Below are 18,965 nucleotides of genomic sequence, written 5' to 3'. Positions count from 1 at the left end.
CATGACCACTCACTCGATCGAAGCCGTAGCCGGCATCGTCATCCCCGACACGCCGCTGGTACGCGAGGTTACCGAGTACATCCGCGACGTCGAAGACGATCTGCTTTTCGACCATTCCCGACGGGTGTTCCTGTTCGGTGCACTGCACGGCCGTCGGCTGGGCCTGCAGCCTGACCTGGAGTTGCTGTACGTCGGCGCGATGTTCCACGACATCGGGCTGACGCCGCGCTACCGGAGCTCCAAATTGCGCTTCGAGGTCGATGGCGCGAACGCGGCGCGCGACTTCCTGCTCGAGCGCGGCTACGACCCGGCCGATGCCGAAAAGGTGTGGCTAGGTATTGCGCTGCACACGACTCCTGGCGTGCCGGAGTTCCTGGACCCCGAAATCGCATTGGTCACAGCCGGTGTGGAGACTGACGTGCTGGGCATGGGCCGCGACGACCTGATGCCCGAGTCGTTGGACGCGGTGACGGCTGCCCACCCGCGTCCGGACTTCAAGAATCGCATCATCGCGGCGTTCAACGAGGGCATGAAGCACCGCCCGGAGAGCACCTTCGGCACCATGAACGACGACGTGCTCGCGCACTTCGACCCGAACTTCAAGCGTGAGAACTTCGTCGACATCATCCGCAACAACAGCTGGCCCGAGTAGTGGAAGGAGTGACCGATGGATGTCTATGAGGCCCTGTACACGACCAGAATGATGCGGCGGTTACAGCCGGACCCGATTCCGCTGGAGACCCAGGCGCGGATCATCGATGCGGCCGTTCGCGCGCCGAACGGCGGTAACACCCAACGCTGGCACTTCCTGGCGGTGGATGACCCGGAACTCAAAGGCGAGTTCGCTCAACTCTTTCGGCAGGCCCGCGCGCTGGAATACGAAAAGTTCAGCTCGGGGACGGGGCCGATGGCGGTTGCGGCACCGGGTGTGGACGCGGCCGCGCACGCCGAGAACATGCGGCGGATCAAGGGCTCGGGAAACTACCTCGCCGACCACTTCGAGGAAATTCCGTTGCTGCTATTCGTCTACGCCATCGACGATCTCGGTGGTGCCAACATCTATCCGGCGATCTGGAGCGCACTGCTCGCCGCGCGTGCCGAGGGAGTCGGCGGCGTCATGACCATGGTGCTCCGCAATTGCGAGGACAAGGTGAACGAGTTGCTGGGCGTGCCGGTCGAGCAGGGCTGGAAGATGTCGGCCATGTTAGCCCTGGGCTACCCGCGCGGCCGGTGGGGTGTTGCAGCCAACCGGCTTCCGGTGCAGGAGGTTTCGTCCCGGAACCACTGGGATGCACCGTTCGGTGTCGAGGTGCCGCAACCGTTGTGGCCGCCTCAGGACGGTCCCGAAACGGTTCTGACGGCCGTGGGGTAATTTTTCGCGCACCGCTGTTCAGACGGTCAGGATCGCTTGGGCAATTTCGTCCGGATGGGTCAGCATGGCGTTGTGGGTGCCCGGGACAGGGATGGGTGGCACGTTGAGCCGGGCCGCGAACTCAGCGGCCGGCCACTGCAACGCCTGATCGCGGTCGCTGGCGAGATAGGCGACGGGAATGCCAAGCGTCGCCGCATCGACATCAAGAGCGTCGGTGAAGTAGCGGCCGGGCTGCGGGGTGAGCAGGTCAGCGACCAGTCGCTGCAGCTCGGGCGCTACGTCTTGCATGAACCCCCGCTGTACGTCTTCGAGCGTGGCCGCAATGGAGCCGGTCGCTGATTCGGCGATCAACCGCAGATTGTGTTCGCGCAGCTCCGGTGGATCGTCGTCCACCAGGCTTCTGCCCCGAACCGGTATCTGCGCATTGAGGTACACGATCTTGCTGACGCGCCCGACAAGTAGTCCGGCCGCGCCGGTGGCGGGGTAGCCACCCCAGCTGTGGGCAACCAGGACCACGTTGTCGGACGGCAGGCGACGCACTTCGCGAACGATGTGGTCGACCGCGTCGCTGAGCCGGTGTCCTGAGGAGTCATCGCCGTCGCCGAGGCCGGGGAGCGTCAGGGTGACCGCCCGATGCCCCTGCGCGCGAAGCCGTTTGGCTACCGGTTGCCAGGACCAGCCGCCGTGCCAGCTGCCGGGGACCAGGACGTACGTTGCGGACGGGTTCACCGTGCTGCAGCGGCGCCGGCCGCATTGAAGATCGACCTGGTCGTCTGATAGGCGGCCAAACCCTCAGGCCCGAGTTCACGGCCGAAACCGCTGGCCTTGATGCCGCCGAAGGGGGCGCCCAAGTCGGGCTGATACATGTTGATGCCGATCGTTCCCGTCTGGACGGCACCGGCCACCTGCGTCGCCCGTACCTCGTCGGACGACCACACGCTGCCCGCGAGTCCGAACTCCGAGTCATTGGCGATGTCGATCGCTTCACGATCCGACTCGTAGGGGATCACCGCCAGCACCGGTCCGAAGATCTCCTCGCGGGCGATTCGCGCCGAATTGTGCACGTTGGCAAACACCGTCGGCGCCACATACCAGCCGCGGCGGCAACCTGCCGGTACACCGCCGCCCGTGACGATTCGGGCGCCTTCGCCCCTCCCGATCTCGATATAGTTCAATACGCGTTGCTGCTGGCGCGAACTAACCATCGGGCCGATCTCGACCGCCTCGTCGAGCGGGTTCCCGACGACCAGCGCGTCAGCCATCTCGGCGAGCGCGTCGACGAACTCCCCATAGCGGCTGTGCGGCGCGAGGATTCGGGTGCTGGCGTAACACAATTGGCCGTTGTTGCCGAAGGACACCGTTCGCAGGCCTTGGATGGTGAATTCCAAGTCGGCGTCGTCCAGGATGATGGCGGCAGATTTCCCACCCAGCTCCAGCGTTATGGGCCGGACAAGTTGCCCGCACGTCTGCCCGATGAGCCGTCCCGTGTCCGTCGACCCGGTGAACGCCACCTTGTCAATATCGGGGTGAGCGACCAAATACGCGCCGACCTCACGTCCGCCCGGGACGACGTTGAGAACGCCGGGTGGTAGGCCGGCCTCGACGGCCGCCTGTGCGATCGCCAGCGCGTCCAGCGCCGTCTCGGGCGCCGGTTTGAAGACCACGGTGCAGCCCGCCGCCAGTGCCGGGGCCAGCTTCATCGTCGCCAGGAGTTGGGGCACATTCCATGGAACGATGGCGCCCACCACGCCGATCGGCTCCTGTCGCACCAGGGTGTGCCCCGCGAGACTTGGCCTGAACTCCTCGGTTTCGGTTGCATCGATCAATCCGGCGTAGTACCGAAAAATCACCGTCGGCAGGAACCCGTTCGCCTGCCGGGAGTACGCGATAGGGGCGCCCGTCTCCCGGGTGCACAGCTCACTCGTGTGGGGCGCTCGTGCCTCGAGCGCGTCGGCCAGCCGATAGAGGGCTTTGGCGCGGTCGGTGGGCGGAGTCGACCGCCAGCCGGGGAGCGCGCGCCGGGCCGCGGCCACGGCGTCGTCGATGTCACCGCGGGAGGCGCTCGCTCCGAGACCCAGGACCGCTTCTGTCGCGGCTTCCAGCACCGGCTCGACACCCTCGGCGTCGCGAAACTGCCCGTCGCTAAAGAGCTTCCCCTCAATCAAGTCCACTGCGATCCTTTCGTTCGTCACCCTTCTACCGGAAGCGCGTCACCCGACGCGTGTCTCTGGCATGTGCCGTGTACATGCGATGCACATCCATGTGACGTGTCGCGATTTGAGGGAAAAGTGTCTCGATACCCGGCCTTGACGGTTCGTCACCGACCCCAAACTGGCACTTGTGATTTCGCGACCACTCCTCGATTCCTCGTGCACTTATACGGTGGCCACCGCGCCCGAGAACATCGCGAGTGCGGTGGGTTTCGCGCCGCACAAGCGCATCACGTCTGCGAGCCACGGCGTGTCAGCGGCGATCTGGCGCTTTCACGGTGAGCCGGTCTACGAGCTGCGGGGGCCGGCGCGGGAAAACATAGATCTGGTTGCCCTCGCGCTCACCGGCAACCACCACCACACCTACTTCGCCAACGGCCGCAAGAAGTGGAGCCGCCCGCATCCGGCGTTCCATATGAACCTGGTCGCGGCCGGCGAACATCCCCGAGGGATATTCAGGTCAGAGCGGCCGTTCAGTTACCTGCACGTGTATCTACCGCACAGGCTGGTCGAACGCGTCGCCGCGCAGAGCGGTGTGCTGAAGACAGCCGGCTCCGTATCCCTCATCGACCCGATGTGCTCGCGTGATCCGTTCGTGGAAAGCATCGGCCGTCAAATCGTTCGCGAGATGAGCTACCCCGACGCGTATTCGGCAATGACGATCGACCTGCTCGCCCAGCATCTGGCCGTTCGCCTGATCCGGGAGCATTCCAGCCTGTCCGGTTCGATTCCCAGAAGCGAGAGAAGTGTTGCCGGCTATCGTGATTGGCGACTGAAGCGGCTGGTCGACTATCTCGAAGCGCACGTGTCCGATGATGTCGGCCTGGACGACCTCGCCGGACTGGTAGGACTGTCCGCGGCGCGCGTGGCAACACTGTTCCGTGAAGGCATGGGGGAGCCGCCCCATCGGTGGTTGATGAACCGCCGTGTCGCGAAAGCCTGCGAGCTGCTGGGTAACCCCTCCTTGAGTATCGGTGAAATCGCGGAGCTATGCGGGTTCGCCAGTCCGCAACACCTGGCCACCGTGATGCGTCGGCGGCTCGCCATCACACCGACCGAATATCGGGCGAACAAGCTTGGAGCCGAAGGTGTCTGAATCGAGCGGTAGTGCCGTCGTGCTCGGGGCCGGCATTGCCGGACTGCTGGCCGCCCGGGTGCTTGCTGATCATTACGGCGACGTGACTGTCGTCGAACGTGATTCGTTACCCAACGGCCCGCTGAACCGTCGGGGAACTCCTCAGGGCGCCCTGCCACACATCCCGTCCGCACGCGCAACGCAAAGCATGGAGGAGCTGTTCCCCGGCTTTCTTACCGACCTGGTCGCCGGCGGTGCGCGGGTCTGGGACGACGGTGACCTGTCACGGCTATGCATGACCTTCGGGGGAAGCCAACTGCTGCGTTCCGGCAGGATCCCGGACCCGGGGTCGATCGTCGTCCATTACGCGCACCGACCGTTTCTTGAGTGGCGGTTGCGTCGCCGAGTGCAGGCCATTGGCAATGTGACGTTCGCCGAAGCCCACGACGCGGTACGGCTGACATCGACGCAGCAGCGCGGTCGCGTGACCGGTGTGGTGTTGGCACGGCGCGACTCTGGTGCGGAGCGAACCCTCGCAGCAGATCTCGTGGTAGACGCCACCGGCCGCGGCTCACGGACCCCAATCCTGCTCGAGCAACTGGGCTATCGTCGGCCACTCGAAGATGAACTGAAGGTCCACGTCACCTACTCAGGTTTGCCGGTCTACGTAGCGCCCGGCAGATTGCGGGAAAACATGGTCCTCACCGCGGCCGAGCCGAATCGCCCCTTGGCCTTTGCGATGTTCGCCGGCGAGAATGACAACTACATGCTGGCCGTGCAGACGCTGGCAGGTCATCCAGCGCCCACCGACCGTGCCGCGTTGTTCGACTGCCTGACAGATGTCGCACCACCACATGTGCTGGCGGCCGCGCGGTCCGCGGAACCACTTGCCGACGTCACGCAGTACAAGTTCCCGGCTAACCGGTGGCGGCGGTACGACAAGCTGCCCCACACGCCCGACGGCCTGATCGTGCTGGGGGACGCCATGTGCAGTTTCAACCCGCTTTACGGCCAAGGCATGACGATCGCCGCCATCGAGGCACTGATCCTGCGCGATTGCCTGCGCCACGGCGACGGAGATCTGCCGCGGCGATTCTTTCGCCGCGCGGCGAAAGAAGTGGGTGTGGCTTGGCGGATGGCGGTGAGTTCTGACCTCGCGCTGCCGCAGATCGCGGGGAAGCGAACCGCGTCGGTCCGGATGCGAAATGCAGTTGTTGATCGCATGGTTACCGCGGCACAGACCGATCCATTGGTGTTTCAGCGATTCCTGCACCTGATGAATATGGTCGGTCGACGTGGGCCGCTCACCACCGCATCAACGTTGCTGCGCACCGTCATTCGATGAGAAGGGACAACATGGCACGAAGTGAGAACGACACCTGGGACCTGGCGACTAGCGTGGGTGTGACAGCCACCATGGTCGCTGCGGCCAGGGCAGCGGCCAGCAGGCAGCCAAAGCCGATCATCAACGATCCCTATGCCGCACCCCTGGTCAGCGCTGCCGGTGTCGATTTCTTCGCGCGATTGGCACGCGGCGACCTCGAGTATTCCGATCTCGGAAGTGCCTGGATAGCAGATTTTTTCGCGGTAAGGGCGCACTTCTTCGACCAGTTCTTCCCGGACGCGACGGCCGCCGGTATCCAGCAGGCTGTGATCGTCGGCTCGGGGCTGGATTCGCGTGTCTACCGGTTGGCATGGCCGGCGGACGCCGTGGTTTACGAGATCGATCAACCCGCGGTGCTCGAGTTCAAGCGCTCGACATTGGCCGAGATCGGCGCGAGCCCGGCGGCCGAATTGCGCACGGTGGGAACCGATCTACGCCAGGACTGGCCAACGGCGCTGCAGGAGGCAGGCTTTGACAGCTCACGGCCCAGCGCGTGGATGCTTGAGGGACTGATGATCGGGTATCTCCCCGGTGACGCGCAGAATCACATGCTCGACGACATCACCGCACTCAGCGCCCCGGGCAGCCGACTGATCGCCGACCACTTGCCACGCGGGGCCCAGTCCATCGGAACCTTGATGGCGGAGCTGGGGGAAACCTGGCGGCAGTACGGGCTCGACGCCGACCTCAGCGGGCTGACGTATACGCATGAACGCAACGACGCGGACAATTACTTGCTAACGCACGGCTGGGCCACCAGCTCCCGCGACCTGACCGACCTGCTGCAGGCGGCGGGGGTGCCGGTCGGTGACATGGACACCAGTTCCAACGGGCAGGGCGCGATCAAATACTTGCTCGCCGCGCGGACCGCTCGATGACCCAAAGTGTGGGAAACAGGTCTCGTTGCCCTAAGTAGGTGAACGCCGGGGGCGCCGATGCTTGACGCATGAGTTTGAAGCCCCGATCCGTACCGCGATGGTGTATCGCGGCCTCGTGCGGAAGCCTGCGGGCGACCGTGCTGGTGGGCCGGGATTCGAACTCGGAAGGTGCGGCACCGCACCGGTTCGAGGAGGTGGTTCCCATGACCGAGAAGCAAGTGACGGGCCGGCGTTTGGTCTGGCATGGCATGCTGTTGTTCCTGATTGGCGTAGTGACAGGCACCCAGCAACGCCGCTTCACCAACATGCGCATGGCCCTTTCGGCGCACCTGGAGGGGGTGATGAACGGGACCTTCCTGATCGCGCTGGGTGCGGTCTGGACCCAGCTCGACCTGCCGCCCAATCTCGCGCGCGCAGCGCGCTGGACGACCCTCTACGGAACGTACGGCAACTGGCTGTTCACCACGGTTGGTGCCGCGCTCGGCACCGCTGCCGCCAATCCGACGTTGTCGCAGGGACATCACGGCAAGCCGTGGCAGGAGCGCCTGGTCCTGCTCGGTTTCCGGAGCATGCGGTACGCGTTCCTCAGCGCGGTGGTGCTGATTGTTTCGGGCTTGACGCGTGGACTGTCCGAGGAGTGATCATCATGCGTTTGGTAGTTGGCATGACCGGTGCAACCGGAGCCGCCCTCGGTATCCGTCTGCTGGAAGTTCTCCGCGACCTCGACGTCGAAACCCATCTCGTACTGAGTGATTGGGCTCGCGCGACGATAAAAATGGAGACGGATCACACGGTCAACGATGTCCGGGCCTTGGCGTCACACACATACAGTGCGCGTGACCTCGCCGCCGGCATTTCCAGTGGGTCCTTCCGCACGGACGGCATGGTGGTCTGCCCGTGCAGCATGAAAACCTTGAGCGCCATCCGAATCGGCTTCAGCGACAATCTGATCACCCGTGCTGCCGACGTAACCCTAAAGGAACGCCGCAAGCTGGTTCTGGTCGCGCGTGAGGCACCGTTGAGTGAGATCCATTTGGACAACATGCAATACCTGGCGCGGATGGGGGCGGTGATCTTTCCACCGACGGTTGCGTACTACGCGCGGCCCACCTCCATCGCCGAGGTGACCGACTACGTCGTCGGCCGGGTCATCGATCAACTCGGCATCGAGCACGACCTGATTAAACGTTGGAAAGACGGCGTGAACGGCACACGAGAGGTTGCGGGGGTGACATCGTGAGCAACGAACCGGGACCCGACCTGCGCAGTTGGCTGGCCACCCTCGATGCCGCGGGCCAGTTGCGGCATGTTACGGCCCGGGTGGACTGGGACGAGGAAATCGGCGCGATCACCCGGGCGAATCTGGCCCTGGGCGGCCCGGCGCTGCTGTTCGAGAACATCGTCGGCCACGAAGACACCCGGTGCACCAAATTTCTGACGTCGGCGATCGGGAACCGGTGTCAGATCCGGCTCATGCTGGGCCTGCCGCCGAGCGCCCCCGATGCCGCGGTCGTTCGGCACCTCAAAGACGCTTTCCTGAAACCGATTCCGCCTCGCATTGTGCAGACCGGTCCGGTCAAGGAGAACATCGTCTCCGGCGATGAGATCGACCTCTGGCAGTTTCCGGCGCCGAAATGGCATGCCGCCGACGGCGGTCGGTATATCGACACATTCTGCGGCGTCGTCACCGAGGACAAGGTGACCGGGCGCGACAACATCGGCGTCTACCGCGGCATGATCGTCGACCGGGACAAGATCGCCAAACTGTTGGCGCCCATCCAAGGGTGGGGCGGTCATCTTCAGCAGTACAAGCCGGAGCCGATGCCGGTGGCCATCGTCTACGGCTGGCACGACGTGTTGCCGTTCTGCGCCGGCAGCCCGTTCCCAAAGGATGTCTGCGAGTGGGACATGATGGGCGCGTTGCTCGGTCGGCCGGTAGATCTGGTGCCGTGCGAAACGGTGCCGTTGCATGTTCCGGCGAGCGCCGAGATCGTCGTCGAGGGGTATCTCGACCCTGACCCGGCAACCTATCTGCCCGAGGGACCGTTCGCGGAATACCCCGGGTACCTCGACGGCCACGCGGCACCGACGCCGGTGCTGCGGGTCACCCGGATCACCCATCGCAACGATCCGGTGCTGCGGGGTTCGCTGGAAGGGATGCGGCCGGGTCTTCTGGTCGAGGATTCGATGATCAACTACGCCCGCTCGGCGATCGCCTGGAATGTACTGGAAAGCCAAGGGGTTCGCGGCGTGACCGATGTCTGGATGTCGCAGGTGTCGAACGGCACCAACATCGTCGTGCAGATCCATAAGGCTTACCGCGGCCACGCGCAGCAGGTCGCTGCGGCGCTGTGGGGGACCAGCGGCTCCATCTGGTTCTACAAGAACGTGATGGTCGTCGAGGAGGACATCGACATTCACGATCCGGTGGCACTCGACTGGGCGATGGCCTACCGCGTCAACGCCGGCCTCGGTGACATCTCCTTCTATGGGCACACACTCGGCTCACCTCTGGACCCCTCCACGCCACCGCAAAAGGCGGACATGGGCAGGTATGGCAGCGGTGAGTGGACGCGGGTGCTCATCGACGCCACGCGCAGCTGGGAGTTCGAGCCGCGCCCGGAGTGGGGTGGACGCCACTATCCGGCGGTCAACAAGATCTCGCCGGCGCTGGAGGCCCGGGTTGCCGCCCGGTGGGACGAGCTGGGAATCGGCATCCCGTATCTGAGCGCGGAACGCCGTGAACTGCTGACGATGGAGCAGCTCAGCAAGCGCCTGCCGGACGTCTAGGTGCCCTTGACGTTCATGATCTGCCGCAGCGAGGTGACTATCTCGACGAGCGGTTCCGCGTCCGCCATCACCTGGTCAATGTCCTTGTAGGCCTGCGGAATCTCGTCGATCCACTCCTTGCCGTGGCGGTATTCGATACCCACCATCGCGGCGGCCAGATCCTGCTCGGAGAACAGCTGCTTGGCCTTCGTCCTGCTGTACCGGCGCCCGGCGCCGTGCGGCGCCGACCACAAGCCGTCACGGTTTCCCTTGCCGCGCACGATGTATGAGCGGCTGCCCATCGATCCGGGGATGATGCCCAGCTTGCCCTCGGTCGCGTCAATTGCGCCCTTGCGGGTCAGCCAGACTGCCTCGCCGTCGATCTTGGTCGGCGCGGTGTAGTTGTGGTGGGCGTTGACGCGGTCGACTTCCACGTGTTCGGCGGGCACGCCCAACCATTCGGCGAACACGTGGACGAACCGGTCCATCATCTCGGCGCGGTTGAGATAGGCGAATCGTTGTGCCCAGCGCAGATCCTTGATGTACCGGTCGAATTCGGGAGTGCCTTCCGTGAGGAACGCAAGGTCCCGGTTCGGAAGCTTGATCAACGGCTCCTTCGTGCACTGCTGCAGGGCGATGTTGATGTGGCGTTGGGCAATCTTGTTGCCGACACCGCGGGAACCGCTGTGCAGGAACAGCCAGACGTTACCCTCGGTGTCCAAACACAACTCGATGAAGTGGTTTCCACCACCTAGAGATCCCAACTGCTCCTTCCACTTTGGGCTGTGTGACAGGTCGACGTCGAGGTCGGCCTGCAGTCGAAGCAGTTCGTTGTGCTTCTCGGCGGTGAATGGGAAGCGTTGCAGGGTCTTGTTGTAGTTGCCGGGTGACAACGGAATCGCGTCCTCGACCAGGCGTCGCAGCGTTCTGAGCTTGGGTGTGTAGCCACCGTCGACCCTGGCGTCCAAATCGTGCTCTGTGAACCGCGTCTTGGCGGCGACCATGCCACATCCGATGTCGACCCCGACGGCCGCGGGGATCACGGCGCCCCTGGTGGGGATGACGGTGCCGACGGCCGAACCCTTGCCGAGGTGCGCGTCGGGCATCAAAGACACGTGCGGGTGCACGAACGCCATGGACGCCGTGACTTTTGCCTGCTCGACGGTGTCGTCGGCGATCTCGGTGGCGAAGCTGACCAGCTTCGGCCCGAGGCGTTGCGACATGGCCGTCTCCCTGCACAGGTTCGGTGCGGATCTCCCCGTGGTACTACCCGGTTACCGACGCCGCAAGCCGCGCTGCCGTGTGGCTGACCGCGCGATTTGGTCAGGTCCCCACGGGTTGGGTAACCTTGCGTTTACCGACGCGGGGTGGAGCAGCTCGGTAGCTCGCTGGGCTCATAACCCAGAGGTCGCAGGTTCGAATCCTGTCCCCGCTACCAGCGGAAATGGCCCTCAGGCGCAAGCCTGGGGGCCATTTTCTATGCGGTTGGGAACACTTTTGGGAACATTCGCAAAGCTAAAGACTTTTGTGGGAACGGGTCGTAACTGCGAAACCCCGTTCCGGCCGTCGTGATCGGAGCTGCGCGGTGTAGGCGCGAGTCAGCTCAGGTGCCCAGTTTGAGCTGTTCAGCGGGCGTGGCGCGGTACGTCACAGTTGGGAGATGCGTGGATAGGGCGCTGGGCGCTGGGCGCACTGTTGGGCAGCAGTCGGCGGTGTATGCGGAGCTGGAAGGTACGGACTGCGTGGTGTCAATTGATCAGTTGACGGTGACAGTTGCGATAAGACACCCGTAGGTGGCGCAGATTGCTTGTGATGAATCCCGCGCTGGGGGAGGCAACTTGCCAGGTGGGAGCGTGCCGCAAGCGGAGCCGGATCGCAAGTTGCTCCAGAAGGCGGTCGACCTTCCCGAGATCAGTCCACGCGATCGTACGGAGCGACATCAATTTGACCAATTTCACCGGCATCCCCGCGTTGCGACGGCACCCAACGCCGCTCCAATGCGCCGACGATCACAGCGATCCATTCGACCGCGTAGGGCGGGCTGGCGACACGGTACTGCATGCTGATCGCACCGCCCCCGACGACGTCGATGCAGGACTCGCAGATGGCATTAGCGAGTTGCTTGGACGCCGCATCAAAGAGCTTTGGCGGCACGGTGAGAGTGACGACTTGGTAGTCGTTATCGCCGTCCCAGGCGATATCGGAGCGGTAGTGCGACACTGCCACCACGGCAGCCGCTTCCGCATGGCCGCGAGCTTGAAGCAACTGCGCTAAAGCATGCCGTCGCCCTTCCCACACAGCCTCTTGCTCGTTGAGATCTTCTTCGGGCATTCCGAATCCCATCGCGCCGCCTCCTTCATGTCGGTGATTCACCATCGCACGCGGCACCGACAGGTCCGCGGACTTCGTAGGCGGGCGCTTCCGGCGCAACTGCCGAAAGGAACCAACCGGCGACTTCCGGTCCAAAAATCGGTTGTATTGCGCGACGTGGTTGGTGTCCCAGATGCGCTATGGACCAGCCGCCTTCGACGCTTCTGCACAACTCTGTCCGGCGAGCAATCTGTGGCTCGCGCGCATCGGCCATGTGCAGCTGACACGTCGCGCATATAGGCGTGTTACCAATCTGTTTCTGTCATAGTCGTTGTAAACTCGCTAACGCCAAAGTCACGACCTGAAGGAATGCCAACCGGGAAGAGACGCCTCTTCATGCATATTTCTAAACTTAGCTTAGTAAACTATCGGAATTTCTCGAATGGACGCTTCGTGTTCGAGTCGGGTGTCAATACAATTATTGGCGAAAACGGCTCCGGAAAAAGCAATGCACTGCGTGCGCTTCGGTTGTTATTGGATTCAAACCTTCTCGCGTCTGCATATCGAATTGGCGCCCGCGATTTTCATCGCGGGCTGGAAGACTGGCGTGGTCACTGGATTATTATCAGTGTAGAGTTCGCAGAAATATCTGCTGACGAGGCGATCCAAGCTCTGTTTGTGCATGGTACTGGAAACATTCCCGGCGACCACGTCGAACGAGCGACCTACAACCTTATATACCGGCCAAGCAAAGATGTACGTTGGCGGCTGGCGGCTCTTACGGATGGTGACCACGCCGGACTTCAAGAGATCATCGAAAGCATTACAACTGAGGACTACGAGACGGTTTTTACGGGCCGGAGTGCCGCTGACTTCAATGATGACACGGTGTATAAGTCCATTGTCGGAGATTTCGATCTTGTGAAGTTCAACGCGGAAATCGATGCATCGCTAATCGGTGCTCCAATTCCAAGACAGCTCTCTGTGACAAAGGAGATTTCTTTCACGTTCATCCAAGCCCTTCGAGATGTGGTCCAGGAGTTTCAAGATAATCGAACGAATCCGCTCAGATCCCTCCTTAGACACAAAAGCGGGGAAATCGATTTAGATGAATTCAAGGTTATTACCGACCAGGTACGAGTGTTGAATGACAAGATTGAAGGATGGCCGGATGTCATGGAAATCCGAGATGACGTCAAGCAGACTGTCATAGACACCGTAGGTGCGGCATTCTCACCTACGTCGTTGTCGATCAAGTCGGACCTGCCCGACGATGCGGATCGCCTGTTCCAGTCATTAAAACTCTTCCTCGGCGAGCATGGCGAGGAGCACGAAGGCGCGATCCACGAGCTCAGTCTTGGCGGCGCGAACCTCATCTATCTCACATTGAAGCTCCTTGAGTTCAGTTATCAGAAGGCGAATCGATCAGTAGCTAACTTCCTACTTATCGAGGAGCCTGAGGCTCACATACACACGCATATCCAACGGACACTCTTTAACCGGCTCGATTACCCCGACACCCAGGTGATCTACTCGACTCATTCACCGCAGATATCAGAGGTAAGCAATGTTCAGACGATGAATATTTTGGGCCGCGAAGGCGCCCTCTGTGAGGCCTACCAACCCTCCGCCGGCCTTGATCAGAGTCAGATTCAGAAAATTCAACGCTACTTGGACGCCATTCGAAGCAACCTCCTGTTCGCGAAGAGTGTCATCCTTGTCGAAGGCGACGCTGAAGAGATTCTCGTTCCGATACTGGTGCGGAAGGTGTTAGGCGTCAGCTTGGATGAACTCGGCGTGAGCCTGATAAATATCCGTAGCACTGGCTTCGAGAATGTGGCGGTCCTTTTTCATGACGAGCGGATCAAGCGTCGTTGCAGCATCGTCACCGATAGCGACACTGCTGTGGTGAAGGTTGACCCAGTCACTGGTGACTCAGAGGGGATGAAGAGATATCGGGAGCAGGCGCGCCGCTCGCAACTTTCGGGTGAGGCGCGGAAAGCGCAACTTGAAGACTTCGGCGCAGGGAACCCGTGGCTGGCGTCGTTTTATGCTGATCACACCTTCGAAGTCGATCTCATAACCGCTGGGAATTCGTCACTTTTCGTAGATGTGCTTGGTGATGTCTATAGCGACCAAGCCACAATCGAGGCGGCTACGGCTGCCCTGGAGAGTGGCGAGGTCTCCGTGTACGGACGTCGGGCACTTGCGATGGCGAAGAAGAGCAAGAAGGGCTGGTTCGCAATTCTCCTTGGCGGAAAGGTGAACCATCAGACGTCGATACCGCGTTATATCCTCGACGCGCTTCGGTTCGCGCAACCGGCACTCGACACCGAGACGGTGCACCACATCCTGCTTTATCGCCTTCTGTCAGGCGGCCCTACCGGCACCTACTCTGACGATACGCACGCCATCTTTCGTCCTGTCCTGGAACAGTTTCGGAGCGGTGACATCGATCTGGAGGCTATCAAGGAACACACGAAGACCTATCTCACTGACGACAGGATCGTCGATATCCTTCAGGTTTATTGATGGGCTTCACGTGGAAAGTTGGTGCGTTAACCGATGAACAAGAGGATGTAGTCAACCATCCTGGCAGCATATTCGTCATCGCGTGCCCGGGAAGTGGTAAGACCCGCACACTGACTTACAAGGTAGCAAACGAACTCGCCAAGTTAGATTCGCATAAGCGATTCGTAATTGCGATTACCTACACGCACAAAGCTGCCGACGAGATCGAGGAAAGACTTACTGGGCTCGGCGTCGGCACTGAACAGCTGTGGATAGGAACGATTCACTCCTTCTGCCTGGAATGGATTCTCAAGCCCTACCAGGGATATCATCCGCAGTTAGCGCGTGGATTCAGCGTTATCAACTCGCATGAGTCTGAGCTGATACTCACACGCCTATGCCACGGTATGGGGGTTACCTATTACGACTGCGATTTTTACTTCACGGGTACCGCATATAAGCTGGGATGTCCAAACCCCAACAAACATCATGCAATCCACCAAGTCCTTGCTGCGTATTTCGACGAGCTTCGGACGGATACCAAGATCGATTTTGAGATGATTCTTCAATACGCTTACGAGATTTTGCGGGCGAAGCCTATGATTTCAAAGATCCTCTCCGGTCTCTTTAAGTTCATCGCTATGGATGAGTATCAAGATACAAAGCTAATACAATATGAGATCTTGATGTCCGTTGTGAAAGCAAGCAACGGCCGAACAAGGACCCTGATCGTCGGCGATCCAAATCAGGAAATATACACGTCACTCGGAGGGTATGCCATGACCGCTGAAGAGGTTGGTGAACTGGCCAACCGGACGATCGAGGTGAAGCAACTCAGCAAGAACTTTCGCTCGTCAGCACGAATCGTTGATTATTTCGAGAACTTCAACACTGTCGGAACGGTGATCGAATCTTCATCGGCGGACAAACACTATCCCAGCGAGATTACTCTCAATAAGACGGTCACGATGGACGGCCTTTCGGCGGAAATTACACAGCTGATTACTCATAGTGTGTTCGATTTGGGGATCAAGCCTAGCGAGATTTGTGTACTTGCTCCCTGGTGGACGCACCTAGCCGCCATGACTCGATCACTTGTGGCACGACTCCCACAATACGAGTTCGACGGCCCCGGGCTTGTTCCCTTCGCCCGCGACGTAGACAACTTTTGGTATAAGACGGCCAGGATCGCGTTAACCGACGCATCTCCGGGACTGTATGTACGCCGACTTAAATGGGCGCGCGAGATGATTAGCGATATTAGTGACGGTGGTATTAATGTGGCCGGCTTATCATCCCGAGAGTTATTACGGGCATCTAATTCTATTGGGCTGTCGACGCAAGACGGATTAGACTATCTGGCTGAGTATTTCGAGCAGCTCATGTCGCTACTTGGGGTGCGCTTTCGTGATTCAAAGTCACTGTCCGAACAATATGATGCCTTTTTCACCAGTTCTGAAATGCGCATCGATCGACTTGAGAAAGAAGGCGCACCGCATATCCGCGACATCGCGATCTTTCGTCGGGTCTTCAGCCATCGGAGCGGAATCACCGTATCGACCATCCATGGTGTGAAAGGTGGCGAGTTTGATACGGTGATCGCATACGGATTACTGCAGGATGTTGTTCCGCATTTTCGTGATATTGACGGTGATCGGAGCGCGAAGAAACTCTTGTACGTCATTGCCTCGCGCGCGCGGAAAAACTTACATCTGATAGCGGAGAGCAACAGGCCAAGGCGGTTCGGCTCCTACTCGATCACGAGAGTCCTTGATGAAGTTGATTACGAGTACACCGTCCACTAGTGGTATACCCATTGGTGTGAGGTCGAGCTGATTACGACTCAGAACGATCGGTGTGTCGTGCGGCACCTGCTACGTCGGAGATAGCTCGTCCAGAAGAAATGAACTGGGTCGAATTCGACGGTATCGCTTTGAAACAGCCTGTTATGTATGCGCGGTGTCACCTGCATGAACCATGCCGCCCCATCACGCCCGTCGGACGCTTTCGCCGGACCCGCCGCCACTGTCATACTTCCTGATACACCCGTGAGTATGTCTGCGACCTCACCGGTGTTCTCGCGCTGCCGCCGTTGACGCTTGAGAATGTGCAACGGCCGATGCCGTCGTTCCCGAACACGAGGTGCGATGACGGCAGGAAGTTGGGGAAGTCTTACCCCGAGTTTTGAACTGGTTGTTACGCTTCTTGAGCGCTCGACCCTTAGCCCTCGCTAGTCAGCTCTACGCTGCTTTCACCAAATTCCGCGACGATCCTCAGGTATCCGCCCAGCGCAGCGACGTACGACTGCAGCGTGCCCAGTTCGGTGTGCGAGAGGTCGCCGCCTTCCAATTTTGACACCCGCGCCTGGGAAACACCCATTTGAGCTGCGACGTCGGCCTGACGGGCGTGGCCGTGCTGACGGCGTATGTCAGCTAGGCGCTGTGTACGGACGGCGTCATGCATTTCCTTGCGTGCGGCATCGGCGTGGGTGGGGTTCACCCGTCCCTGCGCGATGGCGTCAGCGCGGATCTCGCGCCACTTGCGTGCCATGATCATTCACCTCGCTCATTTGCAAGCCAGTCTTCGTAACGTCGTTCTGCTATCGGAAGTTTTCTGTCGTACCAAGCTTTCCAGCTTCCTGCCTTGTCGCCGCCGAGTAGCAGGATTGCCTGCCGTTGCGGGTCGAATATGAACAGGATCCGAATGCTGGTGCCAGCCGGCCGCAACTCCTTCATACTGTGAAACTTCGACCCAGCAACTTTGTCTACCGTCGGACGGCCGAGGGTTGGTCCTTCTAGCTCGAGTAGGTCGATTGCGCCGGTAACGGCAGCGACCGCGTCCTCATCGAGTGTGAGGTACCAGGTCTCGACCTGCTCTAACAAGAGCACTTCCCAGAAGTTCGACATTAATATAACTTCAACGTTATATGCAATACCTTGAGGTGAAACTTGTCACGCCGAGCCTCTCCCGTAGTCCCACGCGTCCCCGAGCAAGAACTCAGCGGCCTGTTCTGCTGCCTCTCGGTCGTCATCACCCAGCACGTGGGCATACGTCTCTAGAAAGGACCCGACATTCGCGTGTCCAATACGTTCGCTAATCACTTTTGGGCTGACGCCGGCCCGCAGTGCACCCGTGGCATAAGAGTGGCGCAGGTCGTGGAAAGTGATGCGCGACAGGCCTGCTGCAGCCGCCATGCGATCGAATCGCTGCCTAACAGTGTCGGGGTGTGGGGGCCGCCCGTCCTGGTAGGTGAACAGGTAGTCGCCGGGATGATATGCGTCGCCGAAGAATTCGCGCTCGCTGTCCTGTAGCTCGCGCCAACAACGAAGCGCCGCCACGGTGGCACGGTCTATGGAAATCGTCTGATCGGCGTTGCGGGTCTTACCGCCGGCCTTATCGACTGCGCGGCCGCCGACCACCACGCGATTGTCGTGCACGGTGATCAGGCCAGCGTCCAGGTCGACGTCCGTCCACTTGAGACCGCACACCTGGCCGCGACGAATGCCGGTCGTGAGTTCCAGCAGGAACAGAGCCGCGAAACGGTCGTCGCGGATCGACTTTAGGAAGGTGCGGATCTCCTCGGGCTTCCATACCGTCCTACGACTGCGCGGCCGACGCGGTGGTTTCACATTGCTTGCAGGGTTGTCCGTCAGGTACTTCCAGGATACCGCGTCAACGAGGGCCCGGTGGAGGAATGCGTGCACGTTGCGGACAGTCTCCGGCGCCAATCCAGGCGAAACCGGTTTGGGCACAATGCCTACCCGATACCGTCGCACCGCGGTACGAGCTGCATGGATTGTTGTGCCACATGCCTCCGACAGCTGCCGTGGTGTGGGTGGGGAACCGGCAGCGTTATGTTCTGACCAGTACGCATACATTGCCGAGTCGTTGTCACGCTTCACTCGGCCCTCGGTGAGCAACTTGGCGTAAAGCTTCAGCAGTTGAGGCTCGTCGAGTCGTTGCAAGCGTTCGGCGCCGATATGGGGGATGACGTACGTGCGCGCGTAGTCACTCCAGCTGCGCCACGTCGTGGCATCGAGTGCCGGTTCGACCGCAGCAAACCATTCGGTGAGGAATTGAGCAACCGTGCGGGTCGAGGGTTTGACGACTCGGCCGCGGTCCGCGTCGCGCATGGCTTCTCGGCAGGCTTTCCAAGCTTCGCGCTCGGTGTCGAAGCCGCCCTTGGTGATCCACGGATAAAGGCCAGTCGACGGGTCCCGCTCTGGTAGGCGGAACTTGTAGTACCACGCCGAGCCGCGTTGAAGGACGGTGCCTTTCACGACGCCATCAGTTCGCGCAGGCCAGCCGTTATGACGTAGATTCGGCCGCCTAGTCGACGAACCGGCAGCTCGTCAGAGGCCACCAGTCGATAGGCTGCGGCCCGGCTGATTCCCAGTAGCTGCGCTGCGTGGGGAACTGCGAGCAGCAGGGGTAGTTCATTGAACACGTTGCTTTC

Annotated in this window: 18 protein-coding genes, 1 tRNA gene and 1 pseudogene; 12 read left to right on the top strand and 8 right to left on the bottom strand. The window is 61.0% G+C overall.

What is annotated here, in order from left to right; genetic code table 11:
- The first annotated feature begins 1 nt into the window (after position 1).
- The gene (locus A5645_RS22030) at positions 2 to 652 is read left to right on the top strand and encodes an HD domain-containing protein (protein ID WP_065035306.1); all 651 of its coding nucleotides are present in this window, start codon (positions 2 to 4) and stop codon (positions 650 to 652) included.
- 15 nt (positions 653 to 667) lie between these two features.
- On the top strand, positions 668 to 1,372 hold the full coding sequence (locus A5645_RS22025; RefSeq protein ID WP_065035305.1) for a nitroreductase family protein: 705 nt from the start codon (positions 668 to 670) through the stop codon (positions 1,370 to 1,372).
- Between the two features lie 18 nt (positions 1,373 to 1,390).
- Here the strand turns inward: A5645_RS22025 and A5645_RS22020 are convergent, their stop codons facing one another.
- Both A5645_RS22020 and A5645_RS22015 read right to left on the bottom strand, forming a co-directional pair.
- Positions 1,391 to 2,101, bottom strand: a complete 711-nt coding sequence (locus A5645_RS22020) for an alpha/beta fold hydrolase (RefSeq protein ID WP_065131023.1) — start codon at positions 2,099 to 2,101, stop codon at positions 1,391 to 1,393.
- The gene (locus A5645_RS22015; protein WP_065131067.1) at positions 2,098 to 3,549 is read right to left on the bottom strand and encodes an aldehyde dehydrogenase; all 1,452 of its coding nucleotides are present in this window, start codon (positions 3,547 to 3,549) and stop codon (positions 2,098 to 2,100) included. Before A5645_RS22015 ends, A5645_RS22020 begins: the two co-directional genes overlap by 4 nt.
- Positions 3,550 to 3,754: 205 nt before the next feature.
- Here A5645_RS22015 and A5645_RS22010 point away from each other — a divergent pair, with 205 nt between their 5' ends.
- The 6 genes from A5645_RS22010 (at position 3,755) to A5645_RS21985 (ending at position 9,709) form a co-directional block, all read left to right on the top strand.
- Positions 3,755 to 4,678 carry a helix-turn-helix domain-containing protein gene (locus A5645_RS22010; RefSeq protein WP_065131022.1) on the top strand — a complete coding sequence of 308 codons (924 nt, stop codon included), beginning with the start codon at positions 3,755 to 3,757 and terminating at the stop codon, positions 4,676 to 4,678.
- Positions 4,671 to 6,002, top strand: coding sequence for an FAD-dependent oxidoreductase (locus A5645_RS22005; RefSeq protein ID WP_155768118.1), 1,332 nt, complete (start codon positions 4,671 to 4,673; stop codon positions 6,000 to 6,002). Before A5645_RS22010 ends, A5645_RS22005 begins: the two co-directional genes overlap by 8 nt.
- An 11-nt stretch (positions 6,003 to 6,013) precedes the next feature.
- Positions 6,014 to 6,919 carry an SAM-dependent methyltransferase gene (locus A5645_RS22000; RefSeq protein WP_065131020.1) on the top strand — a complete coding sequence of 302 codons (906 nt, stop codon included), beginning with the start codon at positions 6,014 to 6,016 and terminating at the stop codon, positions 6,917 to 6,919.
- A gap of 203 nt (positions 6,920 to 7,122) precedes the next feature.
- Entirely contained in the window at positions 7,123 to 7,560 is a 438-nt protein-coding gene (locus A5645_RS21995; RefSeq protein ID WP_065035336.1) for a styrene oxide isomerase, read from the top strand.
- A gap of 5 nt (positions 7,561 to 7,565) precedes the next feature.
- Complete coding sequence (locus tag A5645_RS21990; RefSeq protein WP_065131066.1) at positions 7,566 to 8,159, top strand: UbiX family flavin prenyltransferase; 594 nt, start codon at positions 7,566 to 7,568, stop codon at positions 8,157 to 8,159.
- Positions 8,156 to 9,709 carry a UbiD family decarboxylase gene (locus tag A5645_RS21985; RefSeq protein ID WP_231123086.1) on the top strand — a complete coding sequence of 518 codons (1,554 nt, stop codon included), beginning with the start codon at positions 8,156 to 8,158 and terminating at the stop codon, positions 9,707 to 9,709. The genes A5645_RS21990 and A5645_RS21985 overlap by 4 nt, the downstream gene beginning before the upstream one ends.
- Here the strand turns inward: A5645_RS21985 and A5645_RS21980 are convergent.
- The gene (locus A5645_RS21980; protein ID WP_065131019.1) at positions 9,706 to 10,911 is read right to left on the bottom strand and encodes an RtcB family protein; all 1,206 of its coding nucleotides are present in this window, start codon (positions 10,909 to 10,911) and stop codon (positions 9,706 to 9,708) included. The two genes, A5645_RS21985 and A5645_RS21980, sit on opposite strands and share 4 nt — an antisense overlap.
- Positions 10,912 to 11,049: 138 nt before the next feature.
- On the opposite strand from A5645_RS21980, the gene A5645_RS21975 reads away from it, so the two are divergent.
- Positions 11,050 to 11,126: transfer RNA gene (locus A5645_RS21975), tRNA-Met, on the top strand.
- 473 nt (positions 11,127 to 11,599) lie between these two features.
- On the opposite strand, the gene A5645_RS21970 is transcribed toward A5645_RS21975, so the two are convergent.
- A complete protein-coding gene (locus A5645_RS21970; RefSeq protein WP_065131018.1) occupies positions 11,600 to 12,031 on the bottom strand; it encodes a hypothetical protein in 432 nt (143 codons plus the stop codon).
- Positions 12,032 to 12,367: 336 nt separating this feature from the next.
- Between A5645_RS21970 and A5645_RS21965 the strand changes: the two genes are divergently transcribed.
- The 3 genes and pseudogenes from A5645_RS21965 to A5645_RS28880 form a co-directional block, all read left to right on the top strand.
- Entirely contained in the window at positions 12,368 to 14,530 is a 2,163-nt protein-coding gene (locus A5645_RS21965; protein ID WP_216638334.1) for an ATP-dependent nuclease, read from the top strand.
- A complete protein-coding gene (locus A5645_RS21960) occupies positions 14,530 to 16,314 on the top strand; it encodes a UvrD-helicase domain-containing protein (protein ID WP_065131017.1) in 1,785 nt (594 codons plus the stop codon). The genes A5645_RS21965 and A5645_RS21960 overlap by 1 nt, the downstream gene beginning before the upstream one ends.
- A gap of 236 nt (positions 16,315 to 16,550) precedes the next feature.
- Positions 16,551 to 16,697 (top strand): annotated as a pseudogene (locus A5645_RS28880) (hypothetical protein); the annotation flags it as partial.
- Positions 16,698 to 16,729: 32 nt separating this feature from the next.
- Here A5645_RS28880 and A5645_RS21955 read toward each other — a convergent pair.
- The 4 genes from A5645_RS21955 to A5645_RS29160 are packed head-to-tail and all read right to left on the bottom strand — an operon-like array spanning position 16,730 to position 18,956.
- A complete protein-coding gene (locus A5645_RS21955) occupies positions 16,730 to 17,065 on the bottom strand; it encodes an XRE family transcriptional regulator (RefSeq protein WP_065131016.1) in 336 nt (111 codons plus the stop codon).
- Positions 17,062 to 17,415 carry a type II toxin-antitoxin system RelE/ParE family toxin gene (locus A5645_RS21950; RefSeq protein WP_065131015.1) on the bottom strand — a complete coding sequence of 118 codons (354 nt, stop codon included), beginning with the start codon at positions 17,413 to 17,415 and terminating at the stop codon, positions 17,062 to 17,064. Before A5645_RS21950 ends, A5645_RS21955 begins: the two co-directional genes overlap by 4 nt.
- Before the next feature lie 45 nt (positions 17,416 to 17,460).
- A complete protein-coding gene (locus A5645_RS21945; protein WP_155768117.1) occupies positions 17,461 to 18,789 on the bottom strand; it encodes a site-specific integrase in 1,329 nt (442 codons plus the stop codon).
- Positions 18,786 to 18,956, bottom strand: coding sequence for a helix-turn-helix domain-containing protein (locus tag A5645_RS29160; RefSeq protein ID WP_301337000.1), 171 nt, complete (start codon positions 18,954 to 18,956; stop codon positions 18,786 to 18,788). Before A5645_RS29160 ends, A5645_RS21945 begins: the two co-directional genes overlap by 4 nt.
- Between the last annotated feature and the right edge of the window lie 9 nt (positions 18,957 to 18,965).

Source organism: Mycobacterium asiaticum (assembly GCF_001673635.1).
GTDB lineage: Bacteria > Actinomycetota > Actinomycetes > Mycobacteriales > Mycobacteriaceae > Mycobacterium > Mycobacterium asiaticum_C.
Note: the sequence above shows the minus strand (reverse complement) of the source record. Positions and strands in the feature narration are given on the sequence as shown.